16 protein-coding genes are annotated in these 24,478 nt (G+C 59.8%); 12 read left to right on the forward strand and 4 right to left on the reverse strand.

The window, feature by feature from the left end; genetic code table 11:
* The first annotated feature begins 315 nt into the window (after positions 1-315).
* The 6 genes from KA712_11975 to KA712_12000 all read left to right on the forward strand — a co-directional run bounded on the left by KA712_11975 (position 316) and on the right by KA712_12000 (position 12,537).
* Positions 316-2,466 (forward strand): glycoside hydrolase family 55 protein, encoded by a 2,151-nt coding sequence (locus KA712_11975; GenBank protein ID MCG5053671.1) that lies wholly within the window; start codon positions 316-318, stop codon positions 2,464-2,466.
* A 144-nt stretch (positions 2,467-2,610) separates the two neighbouring features.
* Entirely contained in the window at positions 2,611-4,467 is a 1,857-nt protein-coding gene (locus KA712_11980; protein MCG5053672.1) for a metallophosphoesterase, read from the forward strand.
* 211 nt (positions 4,468-4,678) lie between these two features.
* A complete protein-coding gene (locus KA712_11985; GenBank protein MCG5053673.1) occupies positions 4,679-5,524 on the forward strand; it encodes a hypothetical protein in 846 nt (281 codons plus the stop codon).
* 654 nt (positions 5,525-6,178) lie between these two features.
* The gene (locus tag KA712_11990; GenBank protein ID MCG5053674.1) at positions 6,179-7,480 is read left to right on the forward strand and encodes a hypothetical protein; all 1,302 of its coding nucleotides are present in this window, start codon (positions 6,179-6,181) and stop codon (positions 7,478-7,480) included.
* Positions 7,473-11,204: a hypothetical protein gene (locus KA712_11995; GenBank protein ID MCG5053675.1), complete on the forward strand. Its 3,732-nt coding sequence runs from the start codon at positions 7,473-7,475 to the stop codon at positions 11,202-11,204. Before KA712_11990 ends, KA712_11995 begins: the two co-directional genes overlap by 8 nt.
* Positions 11,205-11,208: 4 nt before the next feature.
* Entirely contained in the window at positions 11,209-12,537 is a 1,329-nt protein-coding gene (locus KA712_12000) for an ankyrin repeat domain-containing protein (GenBank protein MCG5053676.1), read from the forward strand.
* A 125-nt stretch (positions 12,538-12,662) separates the two neighbouring features.
* Here KA712_12000 and KA712_12005 read toward each other — a convergent pair whose 3' ends face one another.
* Positions 12,663-13,031 carry a hypothetical protein gene (locus KA712_12005; GenBank protein MCG5053677.1) on the reverse strand — a complete coding sequence of 123 codons (369 nt, stop codon included), beginning with the start codon at positions 13,029-13,031 and terminating at the stop codon, positions 12,663-12,665.
* Positions 13,032-13,845: 814 nt separating this feature from the next.
* On the opposite strand from KA712_12005, the gene KA712_12010 reads away from it, so the two are divergent.
* From KA712_12010 to KA712_12035, 6 genes are all read left to right on the forward strand, one after another.
* Entirely contained in the window at positions 13,846-15,639 is a 1,794-nt protein-coding gene (locus KA712_12010) for a hypothetical protein (protein ID MCG5053678.1), read from the forward strand.
* A gap of 312 nt (positions 15,640-15,951) precedes the next feature.
* Entirely contained in the window at positions 15,952-16,908 is a 957-nt protein-coding gene (locus KA712_12015) for a PEGA domain-containing protein (GenBank protein ID MCG5053679.1), read from the forward strand.
* Positions 16,905-17,354 carry a hypothetical protein gene (locus KA712_12020; GenBank protein ID MCG5053680.1) on the forward strand — a complete coding sequence of 150 codons (450 nt, stop codon included), beginning with the start codon at positions 16,905-16,907 and terminating at the stop codon, positions 17,352-17,354. The genes KA712_12015 and KA712_12020 overlap by 4 nt, the downstream gene beginning before the upstream one ends.
* 5 nt (positions 17,355-17,359) lie before the next feature.
* Positions 17,360-18,181 (forward strand): collagen-like protein, encoded by an 822-nt coding sequence (locus KA712_12025; protein MCG5053681.1) that lies wholly within the window; start codon positions 17,360-17,362, stop codon positions 18,179-18,181.
* A 34-nt stretch (positions 18,182-18,215) separates the two neighbouring features.
* Positions 18,216-19,322 (forward strand): DUF4185 domain-containing protein, encoded by a 1,107-nt coding sequence (locus tag KA712_12030; protein ID MCG5053682.1) that lies wholly within the window; start codon positions 18,216-18,218, stop codon positions 19,320-19,322.
* Positions 19,323-19,564: 242 nt separating this feature from the next.
* Positions 19,565-20,581, forward strand: a complete 1,017-nt coding sequence (locus tag KA712_12035; protein ID MCG5053683.1) for a hypothetical protein — start codon at positions 19,565-19,567, stop codon at positions 20,579-20,581.
* Positions 20,582-21,260: 679 nt separating this feature from the next.
* On the opposite strand, the gene KA712_12040 is transcribed toward KA712_12035, so the two are convergent.
* The 3 genes from KA712_12040 to KA712_12050 all read right to left on the reverse strand — a co-directional run bounded on the left by KA712_12040 (position 21,261) and on the right by KA712_12050 (position 24,473).
* A complete protein-coding gene (locus tag KA712_12040; protein MCG5053684.1) occupies positions 21,261-21,518 on the reverse strand; it encodes an RHS repeat-associated core domain-containing protein in 258 nt (85 codons plus the stop codon).
* A gap of 68 nt (positions 21,519-21,586) precedes the next feature.
* Positions 21,587-21,931 carry a hypothetical protein gene (locus KA712_12045; protein ID MCG5053685.1) on the reverse strand — a complete coding sequence of 115 codons (345 nt, stop codon included), beginning with the start codon at positions 21,929-21,931 and terminating at the stop codon, positions 21,587-21,589.
* Between the two features lie 10 nt (positions 21,932-21,941).
* A complete protein-coding gene (locus KA712_12050) occupies positions 21,942-24,473 on the reverse strand; it encodes an RHS domain-containing protein (protein MCG5053686.1) in 2,532 nt (843 codons plus the stop codon).
* Positions 24,474-24,478: the final 5 nt, after the last annotated feature.

A 24,478-nucleotide genomic window follows, 5' to 3' on the forward strand; every position in this document is an offset into this window, starting at 1 on the left:
GATGCATGCTGCGGTGAACCTCTCCGAGCCACGTCGTCTCCGGGCCCTTTTCGGCTTTATGCAGACTTCGGACCAACGGCCTCGGCCCCCGCAAACCCTCCGTCTCGTGGGACTTGGCCCCGGCCCACGGGTTGGCTGCAGGCAACACCCCTGTTGGCGTCCAACAACAGCCTCGGCCCGATTTTTGCCTCACGTCAAACAGGCCCCACCTCCGCATCGGGCTTGCCACGCCGGCGCTTTTGTCCCACCGTTGACCTCTTGGCCCCTGCGCATACGACTTGCTCATAGGCCATGTTCTGCCGGGGGGGTCACATCATGAAGTACGATGTTCGGAAGCTCGCGTGCGTCTTGTGTTTTTTCGCGGCCTGCAGCGCCGGCGTCTCGCCCGGTGAGGAGGACGGCCCCGGGGGCAGCGGCAGCGGCGGGGAGGAGAACGCGGGAGGGACGAATCCGGGCAGCGGCGGACGCGGGGGCACCGCGGGCCGCGCAGGCGGCGCGGGAGGCGGCAGTGCGAAAGGCGGCAGTGCGGGCAGCGATGCACCGGATGAGCCCGCGGGCGGCAGCGGCGGGGGCCTGACGTCCAGCGGAGGCATGACGGGCGGCGGCTCGAGCCAAGGCGGGGCGCCTCCGCTGCCCGGCCCTCCCCCACAGGGAAAGTCCCTCTTCGCGCATCATCACGGCTTCGAGCCCAAGTTCGTCGAGCCACCGGGAAGCGGGATGGCCAACATCAAACGCGACTTCAACGCCGTGGGCGACGGCAAAGCCGACGATACGCAAGCCTTCAAAAAGGCGATCGAAGGCGACGACCCCCGCACGATCTTCATTCCTGCGGGCACTTACCTCATCAAGTCGCCGCTGCGCTACGGCGAGGCGGCCATGAAGAAAAAACGGGTGTTGCTGATCGGCGAGCAGCGCAGCCGCACCATCATTCGTCTGGCGGACAAGGCCGCAGGCTTCGGCAACGTCAACGAGCCGCGCGTGTTCATCCACACCCGCGCCTCGGCCCAGCAGGCCGAGCAGAACATGCACATGTACATCTATCACCTGACGATCGAGATCGGCAAAGACAACCCCGGCGCGATCGCCTTGAACTTTCACACCAACAACACGGGCGCGATCAAAGACGTCGCCGTGCGGGCGGCTGACCCGGTCAACCATCCGGGCCACGTGGGCGTGGCCTTCGATGACATCTGGTTTGGCCCCGGCAACGCCCGCTACCTGGACATCGACGGGTTCCGCACAGGCATCCGGATCGGCAGCGCGCAGAACCACACCACGCTCGAGCACATCAGCGTGCGCCACTGCGAAACCGGCCTCGAGAACACGGGCTACGGCGTGAGCATCCGCAATCTGCAAACCTTCGGGTGCAAGCGCGCACTCAAGGCTTCGGGCGGACTCACCGTGCTGGTGGACTCGACGTTCGCAGAGGGCCCCGGCGGCACCGCCGTGGAGCTCGGTGAGGGCCGGGCGCTGCTCTCGGACGTGAACACCAGCGGCTACGAAACGGCCATCGATGCCAAGTCGGGCAAGGTCACCGGACCGAAGATCGGCACCTGGACGTCGTCGCCTCCCACGGGCAGCTGGCCCAACACCGGCAGAGGCCCCTTGAACCTTCCGGTGCAGGAGAGCCCCGAGCGGCAATATCCAACCGATCCCACCCGCTACGCCGTGGTGGGCGGCAGCGGAGACATCTCGCAAGCCCTGCAGGCGGCGATCGATGGCGGCAAAGAAACCATCTACATCACGGGAGGCAACATCGAAAAAACGGTCGAGTTGCGCAACAAGGTGCAGAAGCTCATGGGCCTGGGCGTTCGTACACTCAACTACAAAACGGGAACCACCCCCGTGTTTCGTTTGGGCGCGGGAGAGTCGGAGGCGGTGATCCTCGAGCTGCTCTACGAGAACTATGGCTCGACCTCAGGCGTAACGGTGGAACAGGCCGCTCCCCGCACCGTGGTTTTCCGGCACGGCAGTGGCTCGTACCGCACGGCTGCCGGCGGCAAGGGCGGACGCGTGTTCATCGAGAGCATCGTGGGCCACCCCTTCCTCTTCGACGGGGTGGACGCCTGGGTGCGCGACATCAACACCGAGATGGGCGGCAACGACCGCGCCAACATCGTGAACACGGCAAGCAAGGTCTGGATCTTGGGCCAGAAGACAGAGGACTACGCCACCAAGCTCGCCACGCGTGACGGCGGCCGCACCGAGCTTCTGGGCGGCACTTACCGTCAAAACTGGGACGCCGCCGACGGCGTCAATGCCCTCATCGAGGGCAACCCCTTGTTCGTGATCGACAACGCCAGCGCGAGCCTTTCGTATGTCACCTGGGCGACCCACGACGGTGCGCCCGTGTACAAGTACCTCGTGCGCGAACGCCAAGGCACCGAGACGCGCAACTGGGTGAACACCAAGAACGGCGGCAAAGGCGAGGGCAACGAAGCGCTGTACGTCGGCCTCGAGCCCTGACACGCCCCCTACGCGACGAGACCAGCAGACGCAAAGCCGTTCACGGCTCTGCGTCGCCTTTGATGCCTCGAAGGCAGGGTATCACACGTACCATTTCAAGCGACACGTCGGCCCATGCCGTGAGATGCTTGACGTCCCTCGACCATGAAGCACTTGGCGACTCTCTTCCTGGCGTCAACCTTGGTACTGGCGTGCGCTGAGGATGGCGCATTCGTTCGGGATGGTGGCGTGCCCTGCGTTGGCGATGCAGGCGTGGGCTTCTCCCTTCATGATGGCTCCCTTGCCGACGAAGGGGCCGCGGACTGCATTCCGGCCTCCGGCGCCGGCTTGCGCGCCGCCGTTTGGGAATTGAGGGACGCCCGCACCGGGTTGGCCGGTCTTTCACGAGCTCTGCAGGACGCCGGCTTCCAGGTGGTGAGGCTACCGCTCGACAGGGACCCCGATACGCTGGGGGTCGACCTGATCGCCCTTGGCAGCTTCGTCTCTGACGATCCTCGCTATGCCACCTATGCATCCGCCCGTGCCGCAGGCATGCAGCGCTTTGTCGACGCTGGGGGAACCTTGCTCCAGCTGACGCAGGCTTCCGAGCGCGAAGGGCAGCCTGCGCTCTTACCTGCGAACCTTTCTTTCAAGCGCACCCCCGAGGACATCGCCGAAGTGTTCGTCGTGGCGCCGGGTCACCCGCTGGTGGCAAACCTGGCCGAGGCAGACCGCACCGATCGCCTCATCCTGATGCCCAGCCCCACCCCGCCCTCGGGCATTCCCTTGCGACCCGCGTGTTGGGACTGTTTATACGACCAAACCGGCTTTTCCGTTCTCATCGCTGGACGTCGCAACGGCGAGTTCCCCGCACTCCTGGAAGGCGCTTCGGCCAGTGGTGCCGGCAGAGTGCTGATGACGGCACTGCCTTTGGACAAGCTGACCGACAACAAGGGCCGTGTGGTCGTGGAGCCCGAGGTGTCTTTCCGAGCCCAGACGTTCTTCAGGAACCTCGGTACGTACGTTCATCTTCTCGAGCGGGGCCTTCTCGGGCCACCGCAAGTCACCGCCCCTTACGTTCCTCCCGCGCCGAGTGTGTTCGAGCCCGGCAGTACGTCCCTCATCGTGTTCCCTGACACGCAGAATTATTCGTACATCAGCGGCCCCTTTGACGGCCCCAGCATCTTCCGTCGCCAAACATCCTGGGCGGCCGAAAACCTGGGGGCCCTCTCGACAATCATTCTCGTCAACGTGGGCGACATCGTCGAACGGAATGACGATGCCGAGTGGGCCGTCGCCGCCGGCGCGTTTGGTCTGCTTCCCCCAACCCAGCCCTTGCTTCTTTCCACGGGCAATCACGACCATGGACTCAACGGCGCGGGGGTCCCCCGCGGAACGAAGTTCGATCAATACTTCCCACTCAGCCGCTTTGCTGGCATGCCCACGTTTGGTGGCGCCCTCGATACGGCAGAGAACAGCTACCATCTCGTCGACATCAATGGCGAGCCTTGGGTGGTGCTGGGCTTGGAGTGGGCGCCCCGCGATACGACGTTGGCGTGGGCCAAAGGCGTGCTTGCCGCGCACGCCAACCGCCGGGCCATCGTCACCACGCACGCCTATATGTACTTCGACGAGACTCGCTACGACTTCCAACGCCGAAGCGCCTCCCAAGCCTGGAATCCTCACTGGTACTTTGGCCCCACGGCCGAGGGCGCCGCCATCAACGACGGCCAAGAGATCTGGGACGAGCTCATCCGCGTCTCACCGAACGTGCGCATCGTGCTGAGCGGACATGTTGCCAAGGATGGGCTTGGCCGCATGGTCAGCAAAAACGACGCGGGCATCGAGGTGCACCAGCTGGCCGTCAACTACCAAGAGCGCCCCCTCGGCGGCGGTGGGTTCCTCCGCATCTTCGAGTTCCTCGCCAACAGAGCCACCGTACGAGCCCGCTCCTACTCTCCCCATCTCAACACCTACCTGACCGACGACCAAAACCAGTTCGAGTTCACGATAGCGCCCTGAGTGGGGGACTCGGGGGGCGGGTCCTCTGCGAAACAACGTAAGCCACCTGTCGGAATGACCCCAGCAACTTCTTTCCAGAATGAGCCGACAATAGGGATTGGCGCCCGACGATGCCCTTGAAGGTCGACCTTGATGCGGCCATCACGTACCTTGCACAGAGAACTGCAGATGCTTCGACAGGTCCACACGCCTGATTGATGGGAGCTTCCGTATGGCCATACGCATCGAAAACATCTTCGGCTCGTTCGAGCTGCGGCGCCCGGTGAGGCCGGGCGAGGACAGTGCCGTGTCATTCAACCTTCCCGACAGGGCGCTCGAGCAAGCATTGCGACAGGCCGTGGACTGGCATCCCGGTGCGGCATGGGACCTTATCGACCAGCTCGGAGAGTTCAGTCCACGGATCGTGGCCGCCCCGGAGTTGATGGTAGGTGTCCTCGTGGAAGCGCTCCGCTGGGGCAGGTTGGTCCTTGCAGGTGAGGGCAACTCGGAATCAGACGATCCCGCCGATCGTAGCTGGGCCGCCTACGACACCTTCGTCGCCCTCTTCGGCCGCGAGTTCCTGGTCGGGATGCGCGCCCACCGGCTCGTCAGTCGCGAGTCCGCCATCGAGATTCGTCGCGGGGCGGACTACGACGTCGTTCCAGCGGCCGAGGCGCAGGCGATTGTCACGAACTCCGTCAAGACCAGCCGAAAGCCCATGGCCGCTCCCAAGCTCGAGTTGCTGACGAAGAGCATCGTCGACCTTCGAGCCCCCGCAGGTCAACTTGGTTTCGTCCTATTGCGTGCTCCTTCCGTCCAGGCAAGTAGACGGCTTTCGTCGGAGGAGGCAATAACTCCGGAGAAGCTAAAGAAGCTCGCCGCCAAGCAGTGGATAGAAGTAGAGATTGTCGATGAGGATGGACTGCCCTATCCGATGGATTTCGAAATGCGGTTGCCAGGTGGAGAGGTCAGGACCGGGTGCATCGAAGACAGCATATTTAAGCTCGACGGTATCCTTCCTGGTGACTGCCAGTTGCTGATCGAGTCAAATAACGATGCGGAGAGGTGGCGTCGTTGAGCGGAGGCTTTGCACGAGCAGGCGCTCACCTGTAGTCCCAGGCTGGCATGCCTATGATCTCCTGCACCAGCACCTACTGCCCCGCCCCGTTCCACTCGCACGCCCACTGCCACTCGGCCCCCAGCGTCTTCACCAGGTTGCCTTCCACGTCATACGCATACGCGGTACGAGCCCGCTCCTACTCGCCCCATCTCAACACCTACCTGACCAACGACCAAAACCAGTTCGAGTTCACGATAGCGCCCTGAGTGGGGAACTGGGGGCGGCCGATCCTCTGCAAAACAACGTAAGCCACGTTTCGTTCTGGCGCAAAATTAGCTACCGGGCAGGGCTCTTCGGGTGAAGAAGTTCGCCGCCGAATGGAACCGCGGAGATGCCGCCAGCCAACTTCGCAGGTATAAACCTGAGTCGTCCGCCTGGTAGCGCGTCCTTCAGGAATAATCCCAGCAACTTCTTTCCAGAATGAGCCGATAATCGAGATTTGGCGCCCGACGATGCCACAAGGAGGAAGCCCAGCTGCAAGTGCCTTCTGTGTTTTTGTTCTGCTTGCGGCAGATCTGTTGAAGGCAGCCTTGATGCGGTCATCACGTACCTTGCACAGAGAACTGCAGATGCTTCGACAGGTCCACACGCCTGATTGATGGGAGCTTCCGTATGGCCATACGCATCGAAAACATCTTCGGCTCGTTCGAGCTGCGGCGCCCGGTGAGGCCGGGCGAGGACAGTGCCGTGTCATTCAACCTTCCCGACAGGGCGCTCGAGCAAGCACTGCGACAGGCTGTGGACTGGCATCCCGGTGCGGCATGGGACCTTATCGACCAGCTCGGAGAGTTCAGTCCACGGATCGTGGCCGACTCAGAGTTGATGGTAGGGGTCCTCGTGAAAGCGCTCCGCTGGGGCAGGTTGGTCCTTGCACGTGAGGGCAACTCGGAATCAGACGATCCCGCCGATCGTAGCTGGGCCGCCTACGACACCTTCGTCGCCCTCTTCGGCCGCGAGTTCCTGGTCGGGATGCGTGCCCACCGGCTCGTCGGTCGCGAGTCCGCCATCGAGATTCGTCGCGAGGCGGACTACGACGTCGTTCCAGCGGCTGAGGCGCAGGCGATTGTCACGAACACCGTCAAGACCAGCCGAAAGCCCATGGCCGCGCCCAAGCTCGAGTTGCTGACGAAGAGCATCGTCGACCTTCGAGCCCCCGCAGGTCAGCTTGGTTTCGTCCTATTGCGTGCTCCTTCCGTCCAGGCCGCGAGGCCCATTTCCGTCGAGGAGGTAGTCACCCCCGCAAAGCTCAAGAAGCTTGCTGAGGAACGGCTGAAGGAGCCCCGGTGGCTCGCTGAGGAGCCTGTCGGAAGCCACGAACGGTCCGCGGCGACCGCATCCATAGACGATGAAGTCTACGTGCGTGTGACCACTTCGGGCTTCTCGAAGGGTACGGGCGTGACGTTCGTCATTACGGACGCAGCCACCCAGGATGTGGTCGAGGTCCTTTCGGGCTCCGTCGGTGACGGAGACACACCAGATATGGCTCACGCCAGTTGGCGGGTGCCTGAACACGTCGAAGCCGGCCGAGTGGTGCCGGACACACACGAGTTCATCATTTCAGCCGAGGCCGCGGGTCAACGGACCGAGGGGGGGTGCCTCAAGATCGTGCCTTCGATCTGGGAGATTCTACTGCAGTTCGATCCTGATGCGCCCGGGGCTAAAGACGACGAGCTCATTCTCCTTGACGGAGAGGGGAACGAAGTTGAGCGTGTGGGGCCTGCCGAGATGACGAAGCAGGGACGGGATTGGGTGCTAGTGAAGTTCAAGAATACGCGCCGACTGCGCCGCTACACGCTCATTCGGGATCATGGTCCCGACGAGGGCTGCGGTCCTGACGTTCTCTTTTGGGACATGTCGCCCGACGAGTTGGAGAACGAACAAAAGGAACTCACTCAGGGCGAAGCTCATGGCTGAAAAAGCACAGTTCGCTCGGCATTACCTCATCTCGGCCTTCCTGCATGGCGAGACCGGCCTGCCGATCTCAGGGACGCTTCGTCCCCTAAAGTATCGCTACTTCACCTTCAAAACGCCTCACGGCGTTTCTATGGTCGGAACAGATGACCGCGGGCTGACGAGCAGCGTCGACAAAACATTCAAACAGCTCAAGGAGATAAATCTTCCTGCGGCGAAACCGTGGGAAGTGAATCTCGCACCGCCTGGGCTCTTGCGACAGGCATACATCGCCCTGGGTGAAGGTTGGCAAGCCGAGCTTGTAAAACTGCTCCAGCAGGACAATTTCGATCACGCGCTCAAAACACTGCCGGCCAAGTTCGTGCGTAAAGATCTCCACCCAGAAGAGCTGGAGTTGCAGGAAATCAAGGCACATTTCAAAGATGGTGAAACCTACCAGGCGCAGATCGTCCCGTGCACTCGCTTGCTCTCTTTTCTAATCCCAGAAGATGTTCTTCAGGATGCGCCGTCGACCTTGAGCGTCTACAACGTCGCGGATCCAGATGAAAAGGTGGCCTTCTCTCGGGCACCAAATCCCGTTCACCTGGCGATTGGTCACAAAAGGCCGGCATCCTTCATCTCCTATTCGTCATCTGGGAGTCACCTCAAGCCGGGGACGTACGTCGTTGACTGCCCGGCATCGGCCTTTCGTCCAGATTTGCATCGGAGGTTCGATTCTGGGGCTAAGCTCAAGCGTTCTTTCGAGGTTGCGTTCGCCACAACGAACCTTTTCAGCGAGTTTGACTTCCACGTATTCGACCTTCCGTCAGTCGAGTCCGCTCTGCTCATAGACTTCCCGGAGAGATACCCCCACATTCTTACTCCCGAAGCGGTGAGCTCATCTGTTCCCACCGAGCCAGAATATGCGGCTGCCGCGCCGGCAACGCTAAGGTTCAAAGCCTCCTTCGCCGTAGCCTATGAAAAGCAGAAGATGGCTGTCGGTGCCATCAATGCAGAGCTCTCCGAGAATGCCAAGACAGTTGTAAAGGCCGCTTTGGAATCCGTTTCAAAGGCGGCCTTGGCCGAGGGCGATCAGAAGGTCGCCTCAGCCATCCTGTCCTTGCACACTGTTTACGAGTCGGCGAAGGAGACCGCCGAGAAGTGGAAGAAACTGAGGATCGCCAGCGAGAACGCCAAGGTGCTTGGACTCGTGGAATCCATGGTCGACGGCAACCTACTTCAGCGCCTGTTTCTAAGAACGAAGTGGCGAGATGCCGTCATAGATGCGATTGGGAGGACGGCGGATCGGGCGCACGACAATAGACTTGGTAACTACGTCGTCCGCTTCAAGGACAAAATCAATCCGGTCACGCTTAAAACCCTGGTCAAGTCAACAGCGTCGTCCAGACAGTCCGTACTCGACCAGATGGTGGGCGGAGGACAGCGGTCGTCAAGAGCACTCTCCGCACTCGATACGGCTGTAACCCTCGAGCAGACCATAGCTCTGTGGAATGAGCTCTGGGAAAAGGCGGGTGATGTTCGAGTCGCGAATGAACGCTTGTCTCAAGGGACACGAACCTACTCGAGAAGGTTCGGGAGCGCTCCTTGCCTGCCCGCCATCGAGCGTGTCGTGGCGCTACGGAAGCTGGCAGACGCAGAGCGTTTGGCTTACGACGAGAAACAGAAAGAAGCGCTCAAGCGTTCGATAACTCTTGCGCTAAAGGCGGCCGTGCACGTTCCGATCGCAAGCGAATTCGCCCAAGTGGCGTTGTTCGCGGTGGATACGTGGGACGCCATCTCCACGGTTGCCACCGAGATCGACAAGCTCATCGACTCGCATCTGTGGAGGCATCGGTCTGTGAACGCTCGGAACAGGGAAACGGCTCAGCTCCATGCCGCCCAGTGTGAGGCGATTGCCGAGATCAGGTCATCGAACCCAGATGCCGACCCGGCGGTTCAGCTTCGCTTGAGGACAATGGTCCTCATCGGATTGGTGCGTCTGATAGAGCGCTGTGGAACTCGGTTGCCGGATGAGGGCAGGTTCAAGAGGAAGGTAGAGCAGTACAGAATCTCCGAGTACATAGAGAACTTCATCACATCAGGTAAGAAGGTGTCGGTGCCAGTTCTCAGTGGCGTTCCTCTCGACGAGTTATGGCTATATGTCGCCGGGAACAAAAATCAAAGATGGACCGACGAGATTTACCAGGAGAATTTTCGCCATGGCCCGCCTCGGTGGCCCACGATGCTTCCGGAAATTCAGAGACATCTGGCGTTCCAGAGGTTCTTTCCCGTGCATGGCGTGGAGTCGAAGAATGCATTCGAGTTGGCGAAGGCATTCTCGCTGAACTTCGCGGGCGTTCTCGACCACGCTCTCTGTTATACGGAGGTGTACGTTCGCAGAAAGCCCGAAGACCCGTGGATTGCTCTGAAACAGGCTGATTTTGCGATCACACCGGTCACCCCTATTCGGGTGTGTGCCATCTTCAAGAGCAAGTCGGATCTCACGGGTACGCCCGTGTCGTTGCAGCTTCTTCGCCAAGAGCTCGTATTCTTCGAATCCGAAGGTCCTGTTTACAAGAGCGCACTGGAAAGAACGAGCTTGGGGGACAATGGCGCTGTCGCTGGAAAGTTCTACCTTCCTGGCACTCCCGAGGCACGGTACGCGTCGGACGACAGCGCTTATGCTTGCATCTTCTTTCCCTTCTACAACTTTCACGGTCACACCATTCAGGGCTTGAAGCCCTTCGGAGCGTTGTCGGTTTCAAGCTGCGCAGAGCTCAACTACACGTTTCGTCTGAAGGTGGGCGATGATGAAAAGACAATCAATATCGGGGGCGAAGGTAAACTCGTCAAGCTGGAGATCCCCATTCAGGTTCCCATGTTCGTGGACATGATCCTGGACAATGACTTTCAGGAGAATAGAACCTCAGCGGCGAAATACGGGAACCTGGTCCTGTCCAACGACAACAAGGACAAGGCGGGCATAGTCGGGGCGTTTGTGCGAGCAGGTGGACCGACGGCGTCATGGCATACGGCAATGCGATCCGCTTCTGATACCCCATTCTTCGCGAACCGGGTCGACGCGTACGATCGGGCCGTCCCTTGTGACTGGGGCGAACCCCTTGAGCTCGTTGTTGTGGCGTACGCGCGCTACCTCAACCAAAAGTCAGGATGGCCTGTCGACCACATTCGTTTCCCTGCATGGCTCCAGTTGAGCCAAGAAAAGGGCGGCATCCTGAAGGGGCTGCGGGAATTGGCCGACGCGATGCCTGCAGGCCCCGCGTATGGCGTCACGTTGTTGTCAGTAGACCTGGAGAGGCCTGTACGGGAGGTTACAGCCATGAGGCTTTCCCAGACGCTGCGAGATCCGAGACTACTCGGCCCCAAAGCACCGAACCTGGCTCGGGATAAGGACGGTCTCTTCCGGCTACCGTTCCCTGCCTATCTGTTCGTTGCACATGTGACTTTTGTGTACCAGCTGGAGAACCAAGATGGCCGCTTTTCCGTCATTCCAGGGCTGCGTCCATTTTCCAGCGACTACCCCACTATGACGGCCGAGACATACCGACTCCGATTGGTAAGCCCGGATCCTGTCTCGTTCGATACGAAAGACGACATGGCGATAGCCATGAAGCCGATCCCGAGGGATGTCTGGAGGGGCACTGCCTTCGCCGGGCATGCGGCCCTGATCTCCGGCGAGGTAGCCAGAAAGTCATTAAGCATCGAGCGCGCTTTGCTCACGAGGTAGACATATGCCGACGAAAGAAGAGCGCGAAGATGAAGATGCAGTCCGAGCCTTTCGGCCAAAATTCTGGTGGCTAACTCGCCGTAGGGTGGCGAGCGTTGGCGTGTTGGCGCTGCTCGTCGTCGTTCTTTGTGCCTACCTCCGCGGTCTTTACCGCAACCGCCACCAGATGATTGCGGACGCTGCGTATGCAGGTGATCTCCGACGAGTAGGGACCCTGCTTCGATGGGGACTGGATCCGAGAATGACTCGACCCCCGGCAATCAACATCGCCATCGAGGCTTGCAATTTCGACATGCTTAAGCTACTCGCCGACAGTGGCTCCGAGTTGAGGAGGACCTGGTACAACCCGGTCAGCTTAGTGGCGCACAAGTCTGCCGATTGTCCCGAGACTGCAATTAGAATGCTCGACTATCTCGTCTCTCGGGGCGCAGACTTGAACCTGCCTAGGGCCAAGGACAACCGCACTCAGGACTCCGTTCGGTCTTTGTTGCGAGTTACGTCGCCGGAAGTCTTGCGGTACTTCCTCGCGAGAGGGGTTCCTCCCGTTCAGTCCGACGACGTCATCTCGTTGCTGGATGTCCGAGCCCTTCGGTGTGAATGGAGGCTGATCCTCGAAAGCGGAGTCGATGTGAACTGGCGAGGGCCCTACGGGAATACTCCGCTTGCAGAAGTAGAGAGAGCAGAACGCGAAAATATCGATAGCGGATGTGAAATGAGCGATGTTGAGTATGCCCGAGTTCTTCTAGAGAACGGGGCCGACCCAAACATACCGGATAACGAGGGGTTGACTGCCCTTGATCATGCCTACGAGCGTGATGTCCAGAACGTGGAGTTGATTGCACTGCTTGAGAAGCACGGGGCGAAGAGCACTCGGTTCAAGGGCGCGGCTGAAGCTGCATCTCAATCACGATCCTTTCAACGCAGGGACCTCATTCGAACGTATTCGCAGCAGTTGTCGCCTCCCGATAGCCTGAATGGACTCAAGTGTGACTTCATATTCCGCGGTCAATTCGGAATGGAGACGCTGATCAGCGAAGACAGCTGGGTCCTTCCCCTCGGACAAAAGCGAGAGTTCGACGCAAACTGCAATGTCCCTTCATATCTCCACTTCGCTGTGCTGCGGAGGGATCAAACAAAAGACATTCCGATGAGCCTGAACAACCGCTCGAACAGAGGCCGAATATTCGTGCAGTTCTCTGAGCGCGCTCGAAATGAAGAGCTTGTCGTCTATCATTCTGCATCGCCTATCGATGACCTGGGGGAGGCATTGAGAAAGGGACAAGCCTACCCATTTCGACGGATAGACCTCACCGTGTGGGAAGGAAAGGACTGATTGCGGCGCCCCGTCCAAGCGCTACCTGCCCTCGCCATGAATTTCCCTAGACTTCGTTGTCGAACTCTGATCTTTCCGTGAGATGTCACCATTGCTTCAATGGCAAGGAATGGCGAGTCACCCGCTCAGGAATTTTGGTAGACAACCTTCTCCCACTTACGCAAATCGCGTTTGCCGCTTGCGATGTGGCCGTTTCGACTCCGCGGAATCTCCGTCCAGTTCTCGACCCTAGGCTTGAGGTCACTTTCTACCACTTGCCATAGGCCACTCGCCTCGAAAAGGGCAATTGCGGCCGCCAATTCCTTGGCCGATAACAGTACGTGCTGTTGACTATCAAAATACTCGACCATGGTGGCTAGAGGGACGTTGTTTTTCCCCTGAGACAATCGGGCCGATGCAACAAAAAAGCGGAGCATGGTTTCCCGGTCGATGTTCGAGGATGATCGGTCAAGGGAGGCCAAAGCTTCTTGCGCGAGTTTATTGTAGACTGTCAACGCTCTGGGACCTGTCGAATGGCGGGTTCAGCGGCACAATCGCATCTGCAGAGGTTTCCAGAATGACGTGATCGAGCTCGGCGAGCTCCGACGCTCGGAACTCCGAGAGCCTTCGTGCGAGAGACCGACGTGTGGCAAGCGGTCGAGCCCAGTGAGCCGACGCGCGACCGGAGCACCCTCAAGTCGACGCACATGGCGGAGTCGGCGGCCGCCGACGAGCAGTAGCGCGACCACAAGCAGAACCAAGCCCTTGAGCGGAAGGTCGCCGCACCAAACCCGGCGTCGTGCCCAGTCGGCGAGTCGCTCGCACAGCCTGCCATCGTGGTGGACGTACCGACAAACAAGCTCGAGGCCGGCGAAAGACGCCATCCTCATCGCCAAACTCGATGCGAAGATTGCCCTTGATCCGGGCCGCAAAACCGAGTTTTCCTATCCTCACTGGAAGTTACCTTTCGTCGCGCGGCCTTTCCAGACTTCGACAATCCGAAATGACCACAAAGCGTGGGCACTTCCAGTGTTTCTAACTCTCAGTCCGGCTCCAGCAACGTCCCTTTGGGGTTAGTTCGGAAGTGGCTCTGGATGTCTATGGTGATGGACGCATCGTCATCTGTCGGAAACTCGATGGGCGAGCCTCAGTAACGCAAGGAATGTTTCGCTGATGTTCCGGATTGGAGTGTTGAGCCTGGTGATCGTAGGAGTTTCCTTTGGGGTGTCCTGTCGAAGGAAGCTTCCCGGCACTACGCAAGAGACCTATGAACAGCAAGGTGTAGCGCCTACCCTACCATCGCTTCAACCGAATGCGGGCATTCGGCTCATGGATTTGTCAGTGGGGCAGCATCTGAACTGCGGCGTAACGCTAGACGGGCGAGTGCTAGCCTGGGGTGTAGGCGACTATGTTGAGATACCCAACTTCACTGTGAAATGGATCCTTTGCCGCGACGAAGGCTTTACCGCTGTGGCCGAGGACGGAACGAGTTATCACGGCAATCCTGAAGTTGTGACGAGCTTGGTGAATGGCCAGATCCCGTTGCGAGAGTTCTCTGGTTCAGCAATCACGGCCGACGCATTCGGCGAGATGGATGTTTGGGATATGGATCTTGATGGGACGACCTACTCTGACATGTCGAACAAAACGATCCTCCCGTTCAAGTTCAAGAAGATTGCCGGAGGTGACTGGGGTGTCTGTGGCATTCGGACGGACGACTCGATGTTCTGCGAAGTCTCCGAGCCTCTTGCGGGAAAGTTTGTCGACCTTGCAGTTGGCTGGAGACACTTGTGTGCAATCGACACAAAGGGCGCCGTGACCTGCCATGGCTCGAACACTCACGGGCAGGCGACACCACCCAAAGGCGAGTTCATGCAAGTGAGCGCCGGACGGTTTCACTCATGCGCCATTTCCGACACAGGGGAACTGTCGTGCTGGGGCGCGGGTCACGGTGCCAACGACTGTCGCGAGCCTTCATGGAGTTGCGGCCAGAGCGTTGTTCCGAAGGGCAAGTGGTCTCGGGTGGGAGCAGGGGCGTTCCATACTTGTGCTCTGCGAGATGACGGCCACATCGTCTGCTGGGGACGCAATGATCGGGGACAGGCCCGCGCGCCGCAGGCTCCCGAGGTCGACGAAAGCCCTCTTCGCTGCGGACTTGGCTCCGACGATCCCGACGGCGTTGCCCCACTGCTCTGTTGGAACAGCACGGAGAGTGCCGCCGAGGCGCCGTTCGAGCCGAAGGTGGTCCATATGGAGGGGGGCGAGAGCAACTTCTGCGCGCTGTTGGAAGACGGTCGCGTTGCCTGTATGCGAGGTCCGGCCGATAACGGAGAACCGTTGCCGCGCATGAGAGTGCCAGACCTTCGCTTCTCGACGATTCACGCGGACGACAAGCTTGCTTGCGGGCGAACGCATGAGGGAAAGCCGATTTGCTTCACGGTTGCAGGCTGGGCGCTACCCCCGTGGAACCCCGATGCAGTCGACGTGTATCCTGCGTCGCTAGCCACGCTTTCCCTAACGAAGGACGGATTCATTGATGCCAGGGGGCACGATTGGGCGAAGATGGGCGTCCCCCCGGGCAGCTACAAGAAACTCTGCGGAGGAGGTCAGTGGACGACGTCTACAACGAATCCACAACCGATCAATCGAAGAGGCCTATTCGCCTGTGGTTTGTCGAAAGACGGGGAAGTCCATTGCTGGGGCGACGCTCCTCGGCCGATCCTCGGCCGGTTCGAGGATATCGCATGTGGGAACGCGTTCGTCTGCGGCGTGCAACATGATCGGCATGCCCTGTGTACCGAACGAACCGGGGAACCGAAGAAGGGCGCAGCCGGCTCTCGTTTCCGTCAGATCTCTGCCTCGGGATACGAGGTGGAGGGCGCCCTGGAGGAATTGGACGACAACGGGTACGGCGTAGATGGTGTCCCGATGACGTTCGGGGAGATCGTGCCCGACACGCCCAAGGGCCCCTATTCGACCGTGTGGCTGGGCGCCAACCTGCACTGCGGGCAGCGGGATTCGCGAACCGTGTGCTGGGGCAAAGGAAAGGATCTCTTGAGAGCGCCTGCAGCAGTTCAAAGAACACGTGGGACAAGTGCGGGAAAGGCAAAGAAGTCGCCGTGAGCGGAAAGAGACGGTCGGCGCCTGGAAACTAAGGCGAGGTCGATGACCATACGGCTATCGGCCCCGTCGCTGACAGTAACTCGAAGGGTCAGCAAGTTGATGACGACGGTGCCCCGAACAACAGCTCGAATCGCGGAACAGATGAAAACTCGGGAGCGACCCTAGCCGGGTCTACCGGCCGACCTGTGACCCCCTGCGCGCTTCCCTTCGCGCCTCAAAGGTGCTTCCCTCCCCCCATTCGCTTTTTCACGGACTTGCATCTCCTAGCATTTACTGCTCATTTGTGATAGACGCGATGCTCTGAGATTCGTCATGAGGTTCCTGCTCGTTTCCGCCACGGTGCTCGCCGTTCTCGGCGCCGGCTTCCCACCTCGGGTACATGCCGCTGGCCGAGAGGAGCTCTTCATACGAAAGGGCGTCGAGCTGAGGCGAAAGGGCAAAGACCAAGACGCCCTGATTCAGTTCCGCCGCGCTTACGATATCGGCCGGACACCGAGAGCCGCCGCCCAACTTGGACTGTGCGAACAATCGCTTGAGGACTGGCTCGCAGCCCAGCAACACCTCGCAGAAGCGCTCACGGCGGAGTCCGACCCCTGGATCGCTCAGAACCGAAATGTTCTCGAGTCGGCCCGCGCCGAAACCGAGGCGCATTTGGTACGCGTCCGGGTAGATGGCACGCCAGACGGAGCGATGGTGGTTGTCAATGGAGAGGTTGCCGGCCCACTGCCAAGCGTATTGCCCATGTTTGTATCTCCGGGCGCGGTTTCGATCACCGTCTCGGCCGAAGGTCACGAGCCGTATCGAGAGACCAAGATGGGAACCGTTGGGCAAACGCTCGACTTCAGCGTCAGCCTTCCTCCGATGGGGAAGAGGCCATCTCTTCCCCCGAACGACGTGGAAATGGCTAAAGATGAGCCGCTCTCCCAGACGACCCAGTCCACGGAGACGCACAGGTCCGTTCAACCTCCGGCTTGGCCTGGCTGGACAGCTGTGGCCGCAGGCATCACCCTGATCGGAACTGGAGTGGCATTTGGAGCCAAGGCCTCAGGTGACGCGAGAGACGCCAGAGAATCACCAGTCTACGACGACGACTTGGTTTCTTCAGCCAATAGCGCTCGGACCCTCCAGTGGGTCTTGCTTGGAGCAGGTGCAGCGACTACGGCGGCCGGGGTGGCGCTACTACTTCGATCCAAGTTTGACGAATCAACAGACGTATCCGTTTCGCCTCGAGCCGGAGGCGGGTTGCTTCACTGGGGAGGTCGTTTTTGACTAAGCAATCAATTTTGGCGGCGGGGATCTTCATTGTTTCTGCGTGCAGCGTCGACGTAGCTCCGGAAAACGGTCGACAGGCATGCTCGGAAACTGCAACCAAGCGCTGTGCAGATGGCTTCTATTGCGCGATGGATGGTTTTTGCTGGCGTGAGGGCACCGGGCCCAACGAGACCTCTACCGTAGACGGGAGCCTGCCCGAGGACGCCGCACCCGTTTTGGGAGTGGCCGATGCCATCCCACCTGACGCATTCGTGCCACACACCTTCATTCCTTCTCCTTCCGGCAGGGCCGTCGTCCCAGGTGGCGTTCGGATGAAATCGACCAACTATCGCGCAGTGGTCACGGTCGGACAGGCACCAGGGGGCAATCGCACCTCGAGGAGTGCGAACTATCAATTCATCGGCGGTTTGGTGGGGTCCATTGGCGACCTCGAAAAGGAGTGACTTTCATGAATTCTCGGCTTTCGCTCTATGCGTTCGTCTTGTTTGGACTCACGGTGACGGCAATTCCTTGTGAGGTTGTAGCGGCGGTGCCGCAGCGCCTGACACAGCAGGGTCGACTTCTGGACAGTGCGGGGGTACCGATTGAGGGTACGGCCAGACTGCGTTTCGCCGTCTACGCAGAGCCAACCGGGGGAATGGCGCTCTGGGAAGAAACCTTTCAGGTCACGCTCGACAAGGGATACTTTTCCGTTCAGCTTGGCTCCACAATTCCATTCGGCGACAACGTATGGAATGGCTCTGTCCGCTACATCGGCCTACGGGTCAACGACGACGCGGAAATGGAACCGCGCGAGGAAACGGCCTCCAGTCCCTACGCTTTGGTCTGCGGTAACGTGTCTGGGAGCATTACTCCGGCGAGCGTAAGCATTGCAGGAAAAACCGTAATCGATGCGACCGGGAAATGGGTAGGCGATCCCACGACACTTCAAGGCCCCCCAGGGCCAAAGGGCGACCCAGGAGCTGCCGGGCCCAAAGGCGACCCAGGCCCGGCCGGCTTGACAGGTCCTGCAGGTCCCAAGGGCGACCCGGGCACTCCAGCACAAAATACGTTTCTGAACTGCTACGTGCAGGGCACGGACACGGCGACGCCCTGGACGGCAACCTGCCGCAGCGGTTATCTCGTGACGGGAGGCGGCTGCAAGGTGAAGGACAAGTTCGCGAGCTACGCGGTCAAGTTCAGCTACCCGGCTTCTGCCACGAGCTGGGCATGCGACGCCAACGAAGGTCTGGAGAGTGTCTATGCCGTATGCTGCAAAATCGGCGCCTAGGCAGATTACGGTAGAGATGCGGTTGTATCTATGTTTGGTCATCGCGGGGGCGATCCCGGCCTGCGAGCAAAACGCCGCTACGAAGGGCGACCCCAACTCTGATGCAGCCGCGTCTTCCTCCGAAGACGCCTTCGGTGGTCTCACTAACGACGGTGGAAGAGACGGGACCATTTGCAGGACCTTCGCCTTCGCCAAGAAGGATTTCGTAAGTCGCACTGGCTACAACTGGGCCGACAGTTGGATGATGTCCTGGGCCGCCGATGGAAAGACCTACACGAGCTTCAGTGATGGAAAGGTCAGTGTAGAAGCCCCAAAGGTCACGAACGCGATCCTTACGATTGACGACGACCTGCCCAATCTAACCGCGGCCTCCTTTCGTACCGTTTCCGAAGACGCAATGGGCGTGGGTATGCGGAACACGTGGAGCCACTACAACATCAGCACCATCTTCGTAGGTGACACCCTGTACGTTGGGATGGTTGATTTCAGCTATAACGGAGGCATCGCGCGGTCTGACGATGGAGGTCGCACACTCCAATACGATCGAAGTCGTCCGATGTGGCCTGGCTCCGCAGTCACGCGCTTCGTCTACCCGTCGTTTCTACAAAACGGGCGCGGTTACGAGGGCAACACGGACGGCTACATGTACGTCTACGGAACGGACGGTAGGTGGGGTGAGACCAACGCACTCCGCGTCGCGCGGATACCAAAGACAGCCGACTTTCGTGACGTCACGCAGTACCAGTACTACGATGGAAGCGGGTGGTCGGCATCTCTCGACAAGGCACTCAACGTCTTGGGTCCTTCGGCTGAACTGGGCGGAATGCAGTCCATAGTGTTCAACCCGCACTTCAACCGCTATTTTCTGATCACGTTCAGTAATCCTGGCAATGTGGGCGGGCCGGCACACATGACTGTCTTCGACGCTCCCGATCCCTGGGGGCCCTTCTTTGAGTGCGGGGTCATCTCGAGAAAGGACGCCCTTTTCAAGGAAGTTCCTGGCATCTTGCATGAGATCTACAACCCAAGCTTCAACGCGAAATGGATCGATGAAGACGGTGGTATGTGGATCTCGTATTCAAGCTGTTGCGAGGACTCTCAGTACACGTTCCAGTACGGAAAGATTAGCGTCGAACGATAGTCGTCGTTCATCTCGCGCAACGCCTCAGCCTTTCAGCTTTCGGCCAAGACATGACCCACGCGTTCCGCACCCTCGTCGACCTTATCGTTGGCATGGTTCCTCAATGGTACAGAGCGGAGGATGGCCCACACAGATACCAGCTGCGAAGCGCTGACCAGTCAGCTTGGTTTTTTAGTCGACGCCCCCTCACGCCAGACCTCGTACATTTGCTTGAGTGGGTCAACAGCCGGCTCGAGACCTGGATGAAGCAGTTCCCCGATCCGATCACTCCTTCCTCCCTCTCTCATGTATCGGGAGAAACGGCTCTTCAGTGGATGAAGATCAAGTCAGCGGATGTCGAGTGGCCACCACTGATTGCTCACCTTGAAGAGCTTGGAACAAAGACACATGAGAACAACCCCATCACCCGGAACTATATCGTCTCGCCGACTAAGAAGGGCGAGCACCGCATCACGGCTTCGTCCGTCGTAAAGGCGTTCTCAGGACTGGCTGGCAGCGGCTACACCTATTTCCAAATCGACAACTCGTTGAGGCTGGTCGACTATCGGGAAGTGCTTTGGAGCGAGGTCAAAGAGCCCGAGGATTACAAGCTCCACCCAGACTTTCTCCATCCATTTTCGTCGCAACTGCGACACGGTGAGTTCTCCGCGCACCTTACGACGCGCAAGGATATCGTCGTCATGAATGACTGCGGTCTAGTGGCCTCGAAGCGCAGAACTTCGTGGCACTTGTATGATGTACTTACATTCAAGAACTTCATCGCCGATGTCATTGACTCCTATCGTGTCGGTTGCAACTTGTTCGACATGGTGTTTGACCTCAGCTATCGGCGACACGGAGCACTTCTAATTTTCGACCCCGAGGGCGCAGTAGCGAAGAATATCGCCAACCGAGGATCTCTCTTCAGCTCTGGTGTCGAAGTTGACGCGCCCAGGGAAATACTGAGGCACGCAGTCAACGGAATATCGCTCAGTTCTGCCTCCCTCAAGGCAAGGAAAAAGCGGCTTCTGCTAGAACTTGCAAGCGTCGATGGGGCCATTCTCTTCGACGAACGATCGGTATTGGGATTTGGATGCATAGTCCAGTCGCATCCGTCCGCGGGGTCTCACGATGGGGCACGCACCACGGCCGCCCATTCTGCATTTCTGTGGGGAGGGAAACCGTTCAAGATTTCGGCGGATGGGGACATTACGGTCTTGTTCCACAGCCCGGACAAGGATGGCACAACTCAGCACAGCGCAGAGACTACGTTCCTCTGACCCTTCGGTGACGGATTCGCAACGCGTTGAGCTATATCAAACGGGCCATTGACCCGAGAGACAACATCATTTTTCCCCTTCAAGATGCTCTCGAAGAAGCGCTCGTTCAATTTCATGCAAGTACCCGGTGTGATCTCTGTTCAACGTCCTCGAACGACTCTAGAGGCGTCATTGTCGATCTCAGATACTGCCGTGACATGGCGCCATTACTTCGATGACAAGGAATGGCAAGTCACCCGCCCAGGGATTTTCAGGGAGTTTGGTAGACGATCTTCTCCCACCTACGCAAATCGCGCTTACCGCTTGCGATGTGGCCGTTTCGGCTCCGCGGAACCCCCATCCAATTTTCGAGCCTAGGTTTGAGTTCGCTTCCTACCACTTGCCATAGACCACTCGACTCAAAAAGGGCGATTGCGGCCGCCAATTCTTTGGCCGATGACGTCAGGTGCTACTGATTGTCAAAATACTCGACCAACGTGGCTAGAGGAATGTTGTTTTTACCTCCGGACAATCGGGCCGATGCAACGAAAAAGTGAAGCATGGTTTCCCGGTCAATGTTTGTGGGTGAGCGGTCGCGGGAGGCCAAAGCTGCTTGCACAACATTATCGTAGCCTGTCACTTGATTCTCCTGGTCTGACCCACTCGAAGACCGGCAGTTTCTCAACGCCAGTCGGTGTGCTTACCGCAATCTCGCCAGCGCTGCTGCCGGTTCAACCCTCGCTTTCATGGATTCACCAAGAACGATTGGCCGCGGTACGGTTGCCTTGCGGCACGACAGAGCTAAGGGATCGAAACTTGTAGTCGGGTCCTCAATGTAGGCGGCCGAACGCATCCCCCCCAACAACCCGATCGGATCCCGTGAAACGTACTGCCCCGCCTCCGGCGAATAATACCGAAACCGGTTGTAATACAGTCCGGTCTCCTCGACGAAACACATCCGCGGCCATCACCATCAAGCCTTGGGGATTGTGCACCGATGTTCTTGAACAGCATTGGCCCTAACACCTACTCCCAATGAGCTCTCGTGTTGTTCTCCTTAAGCCATTTCTCCAGTTTGGGTGCGATTTCATCTCTTTGCTGAGTCGTCATCGGCTCTTCCTTTTGGAGAATCCACGTAGCCGACGACCAGTAGAGCAAGATGTCGAATTCGGTATCGCCAGAGATTTCGTAGTAGATTTCGAGCACATGATCGCTTCTCTTGAGGTAAAGGCATCCGTCTCGCCCGGACTTCCGCCACGTGAATCCATCGCGCAGCTCAGCTACTCGATTTGCCTGCCAACGTTTCCGGTTCATCGCACTTTTTTGTGCGGGAGTCAGCTCTTCAGGAGGCAGGAAGACGTAGGTGGCCATAACGATTCCTTCAGTTGATAGCATGCACAATGATGCGCACGCTTGGGTTGCTGTTCAGTATAGGCTCCTCCGTCCGCTTCCACACGCTCGTAGGAGAAGGCCCCTTTTTCGCGTCGACGAATACATGGACGTCTCCTTCCTGTTCGGATGCTCTCTTTGCGAATATCCGTGACCTCTTGTCCCAAGCAGGTTGGACCTCTAGCCAATCCGAATTCTTCGAGTGCCGCTCAAGCTGATTGCCCTTACCCGTCATCTCCAATGTCTTTCCATTGTTGGTTCGGGCCCAATCTTCGGCGGCCTTTTTGACATTGGGATTTCCGTTACCGGACCAAAACACGAAAGTCTTCTTGCAACCTGCAAGACCGAACGGATCCGACCACGCCAGCGGATCAGGCACGTAGCTCGTCAACGCTATTCCGCCATCCAACCCAATCGGATCCCGCGACACATACTGCCCCGCTTCGGGCGCGTAGTACCGAAACCGGTTGTAGTACAGCCCCGTCTCTTCGTCCTCGTACTGCCCCGGCCACCTGAAGGGGCACGCCGCCTTCACGCCTTGAACGTCTCGTTGATCCCCCCACCCGCCGATCTGCGCCTGCCACACCACGCGGCCGAGCTCGTCCACCATGCTGGTGGGCACGCCCAGGTGGTCCGCGACGATGCTGAACTTATCGTCGCCCACGAGCTTCGCCATCGGCGTGAAGCTCTCGGGCTCGAATAGCCATGTGATGGGCTGCTGCGAAGTGCCCTCGGCCGCCGCTGCAACCTGAAACGGCTTCGCACCGGCCGGTGGTCCTTGCGCGGGCTGCGACACCAACAACGCCGCCTGCTGCGCCTCAGCCGCGGCACCCCCACCCTCGACGCGCGACACCTCCCCCTCCACCTCGACCCGCTCCGCCCACTCGTGTAGCGGCACGTTGCCGTCCCAGATCCAGCGCGTGCGTTTTCCCTTCCACTGCTTCCACACACGCCGCCCCAGCGCATCGTATCCAAACGTCACCGCCGTCCCATCCGGCCGCACCACGCGCACCAGACGCCCCGCCCCGTTCCACTCGTACCTCCACTCGCCGTCCGGCCCCACCTTCTTCACCAGGTTGCCCTCGACGTCGTACGCATACGTGGTCACCCCCTCAGCCCCCCGCGCCTCGAGCAGCTCGCCGCTCGGTCCGTACTTGCGATCGTTACGCTCCCGCGTGCGGAACAGGTTGCCCACCGCGTCCGGCATGCGCAGCTCCCGCAGCGTCCGCTCCGCGCTGTCCTGGAACGTGGCGCTCACCAGGCTTCCCAGCGCATCGTGCTCGAACGTGATCGGACCCGACACCGAGTCCAAGATCTGCTTCAACCGGTCATTCGGCTCCCACTTGTAAACCCGCGCCCGCACCTCCTGCCCGCGCACCTCCAGGCTCTGCCGCACCGGCCGCCCCAGGTTGTCGCGCTCCCAGCGCGCACTGACCCCGCCCGGCAGATGCCGCGCGATCTCCAACCCCACGCTGTCGCGCTGGAACTCAGCCTCATAGGCCCGCCCCCCGGCCCCATCCACATGGGCAAACTCGAAGGGCAGGTCGTGCCCTCCCGCTTCCACATACGCCGATAACCCCAGCACGTCCCCCATCCCATTGCGCCGGATCGTGTGACGGAGCCCCTTCGACGAGCGAATGCCGGTGCGGAAGCCGGCCCCGTCGAATGACGACGCCACCCATTCTTCCCCCTGCACCTCCTTCGTCACCCGCCCCAGCACGTCCCGCTCGAACTTCACCACCACGTCGGCATTGCCAGCCACCAACATGGCGCCATCCACGCGGTACGCGAAGCTTTCTTTCGTTCCGTCGCTGTGCTCGACCTCCACCACCCGTCCCGCCACGTCGTACGTGTACCCGATCGTCTCGCCCTGCGGCCGGATCACCTGCTGCACCCGCCCTACCGGATCCCGCAGGTACGTGCGCTTCCGCCGGTCGAAACCCCACTCTTCTTGCACCAAGCCCGTTGGTCCCAGCACGAACTGGTACACCATCCCGTGTTCGTTCTGCACCCCCAGAAGCTGCTCTTCCGTGTCGTACGCGAAGCGCACCGCCGTGCCCGCCTCTTCTCGCTTCCGCAGCCGGTTCATGCCCTGGTACGTGAACCGTACGTCGTGGTGCACGTCCTTCGCATGCACCACGTTGCCTTCGGCGTCGTAGGCCAGCCTCCGCTCGTTGCCGTCGGGTTCGCGCACCCGCACCAGCCGTCCCAGCGCATCCCACTCCCGGTGTTGCACGTTGCCCTTGGCGTCTGTCGCGGCGACCACGCGGCCCCACGGGTCGTGCGCCCAACGGGTCGTGGTGCCGTCCGGCGCACGCAAAGACGACAGATTCCCCTGTGCGTCGTACTCGAGGCGGCTCTGCTGGCCCAAGGCATCCGTCACACCCACCAGCTGGGGCCCTTGCCACTCGAACTGTTGCGCGCTGCCCAGCGGATCCCGGCGCCCCACCAGGTGCCCCAGACCGTCGTATGACCAATGCCACGCCGCGCCCTGCGCATCCACCACCTTCGTTGGCAGACCCAAGGGCC

The organism is Myxococcales bacterium (assembly GCA_022184915.1).
Taxonomy (GTDB): domain Bacteria; phylum Myxococcota_A; class Polyangia; order Fen-1088; family Fen-1088; genus JAGTJU01.

Excerpts from the sequence above, each read along its gene's own strand:
- KA712_12010 (MCG5053678.1), top strand. The coding sequence starts at position 13,846 with ATGGATTTGTCAGTGGGGCAGCATCTGAACTGCGGCGTAACGCTAGAC.
- KA712_11985 (MCG5053673.1), top strand. The coding sequence starts at position 4,679 with ATGGCCATACGCATCGAAAACATCTTCGGCTCGTTCGAGCTGCGGCGC.
- KA712_12045 (MCG5053685.1), bottom strand. The coding sequence starts at position 21,931 with ATGGCCACCTACGTCTTCCTGCCTCCTGAAGAGCTGACTCCCGCACAA.
- KA712_12035 (MCG5053683.1), top strand. The coding sequence starts at position 19,565 with ATGAAGCAGTTCCCCGATCCGATCACTCCTTCCTCCCTCTCTCATGTA.
- KA712_12015 (MCG5053679.1), top strand. The coding sequence starts at position 15,952 with ATGAGGTTCCTGCTCGTTTCCGCCACGGTGCTCGCCGTTCTCGGCGCC.
- KA712_12040 (MCG5053684.1), bottom strand. The coding sequence starts at position 21,518 with ATGTGTTTCGTCGAGGAGACCGGACTGTATTACAACCGGTTTCGGTAT.
- KA712_12025 (MCG5053681.1), top strand. The coding sequence starts at position 17,360 with ATGAATTCTCGGCTTTCGCTCTATGCGTTCGTCTTGTTTGGACTCACG.
- KA712_11990 (MCG5053674.1), top strand. The coding sequence starts at position 6,179 with ATGGCCATACGCATCGAAAACATCTTCGGCTCGTTCGAGCTGCGGCGC.
- KA712_12000 (MCG5053676.1), top strand. The coding sequence starts at position 11,209 with ATGCCGACGAAAGAAGAGCGCGAAGATGAAGATGCAGTCCGAGCCTTT.
- KA712_11980 (MCG5053672.1), top strand. The coding sequence starts at position 2,611 with ATGAAGCACTTGGCGACTCTCTTCCTGGCGTCAACCTTGGTACTGGCG.
- KA712_11975 (MCG5053671.1), top strand. The coding sequence starts at position 316 with ATGAAGTACGATGTTCGGAAGCTCGCGTGCGTCTTGTGTTTTTTCGCG.
- KA712_11995 (MCG5053675.1), top strand. The coding sequence starts at position 7,473 with ATGGCTGAAAAAGCACAGTTCGCTCGGCATTACCTCATCTCGGCCTTC.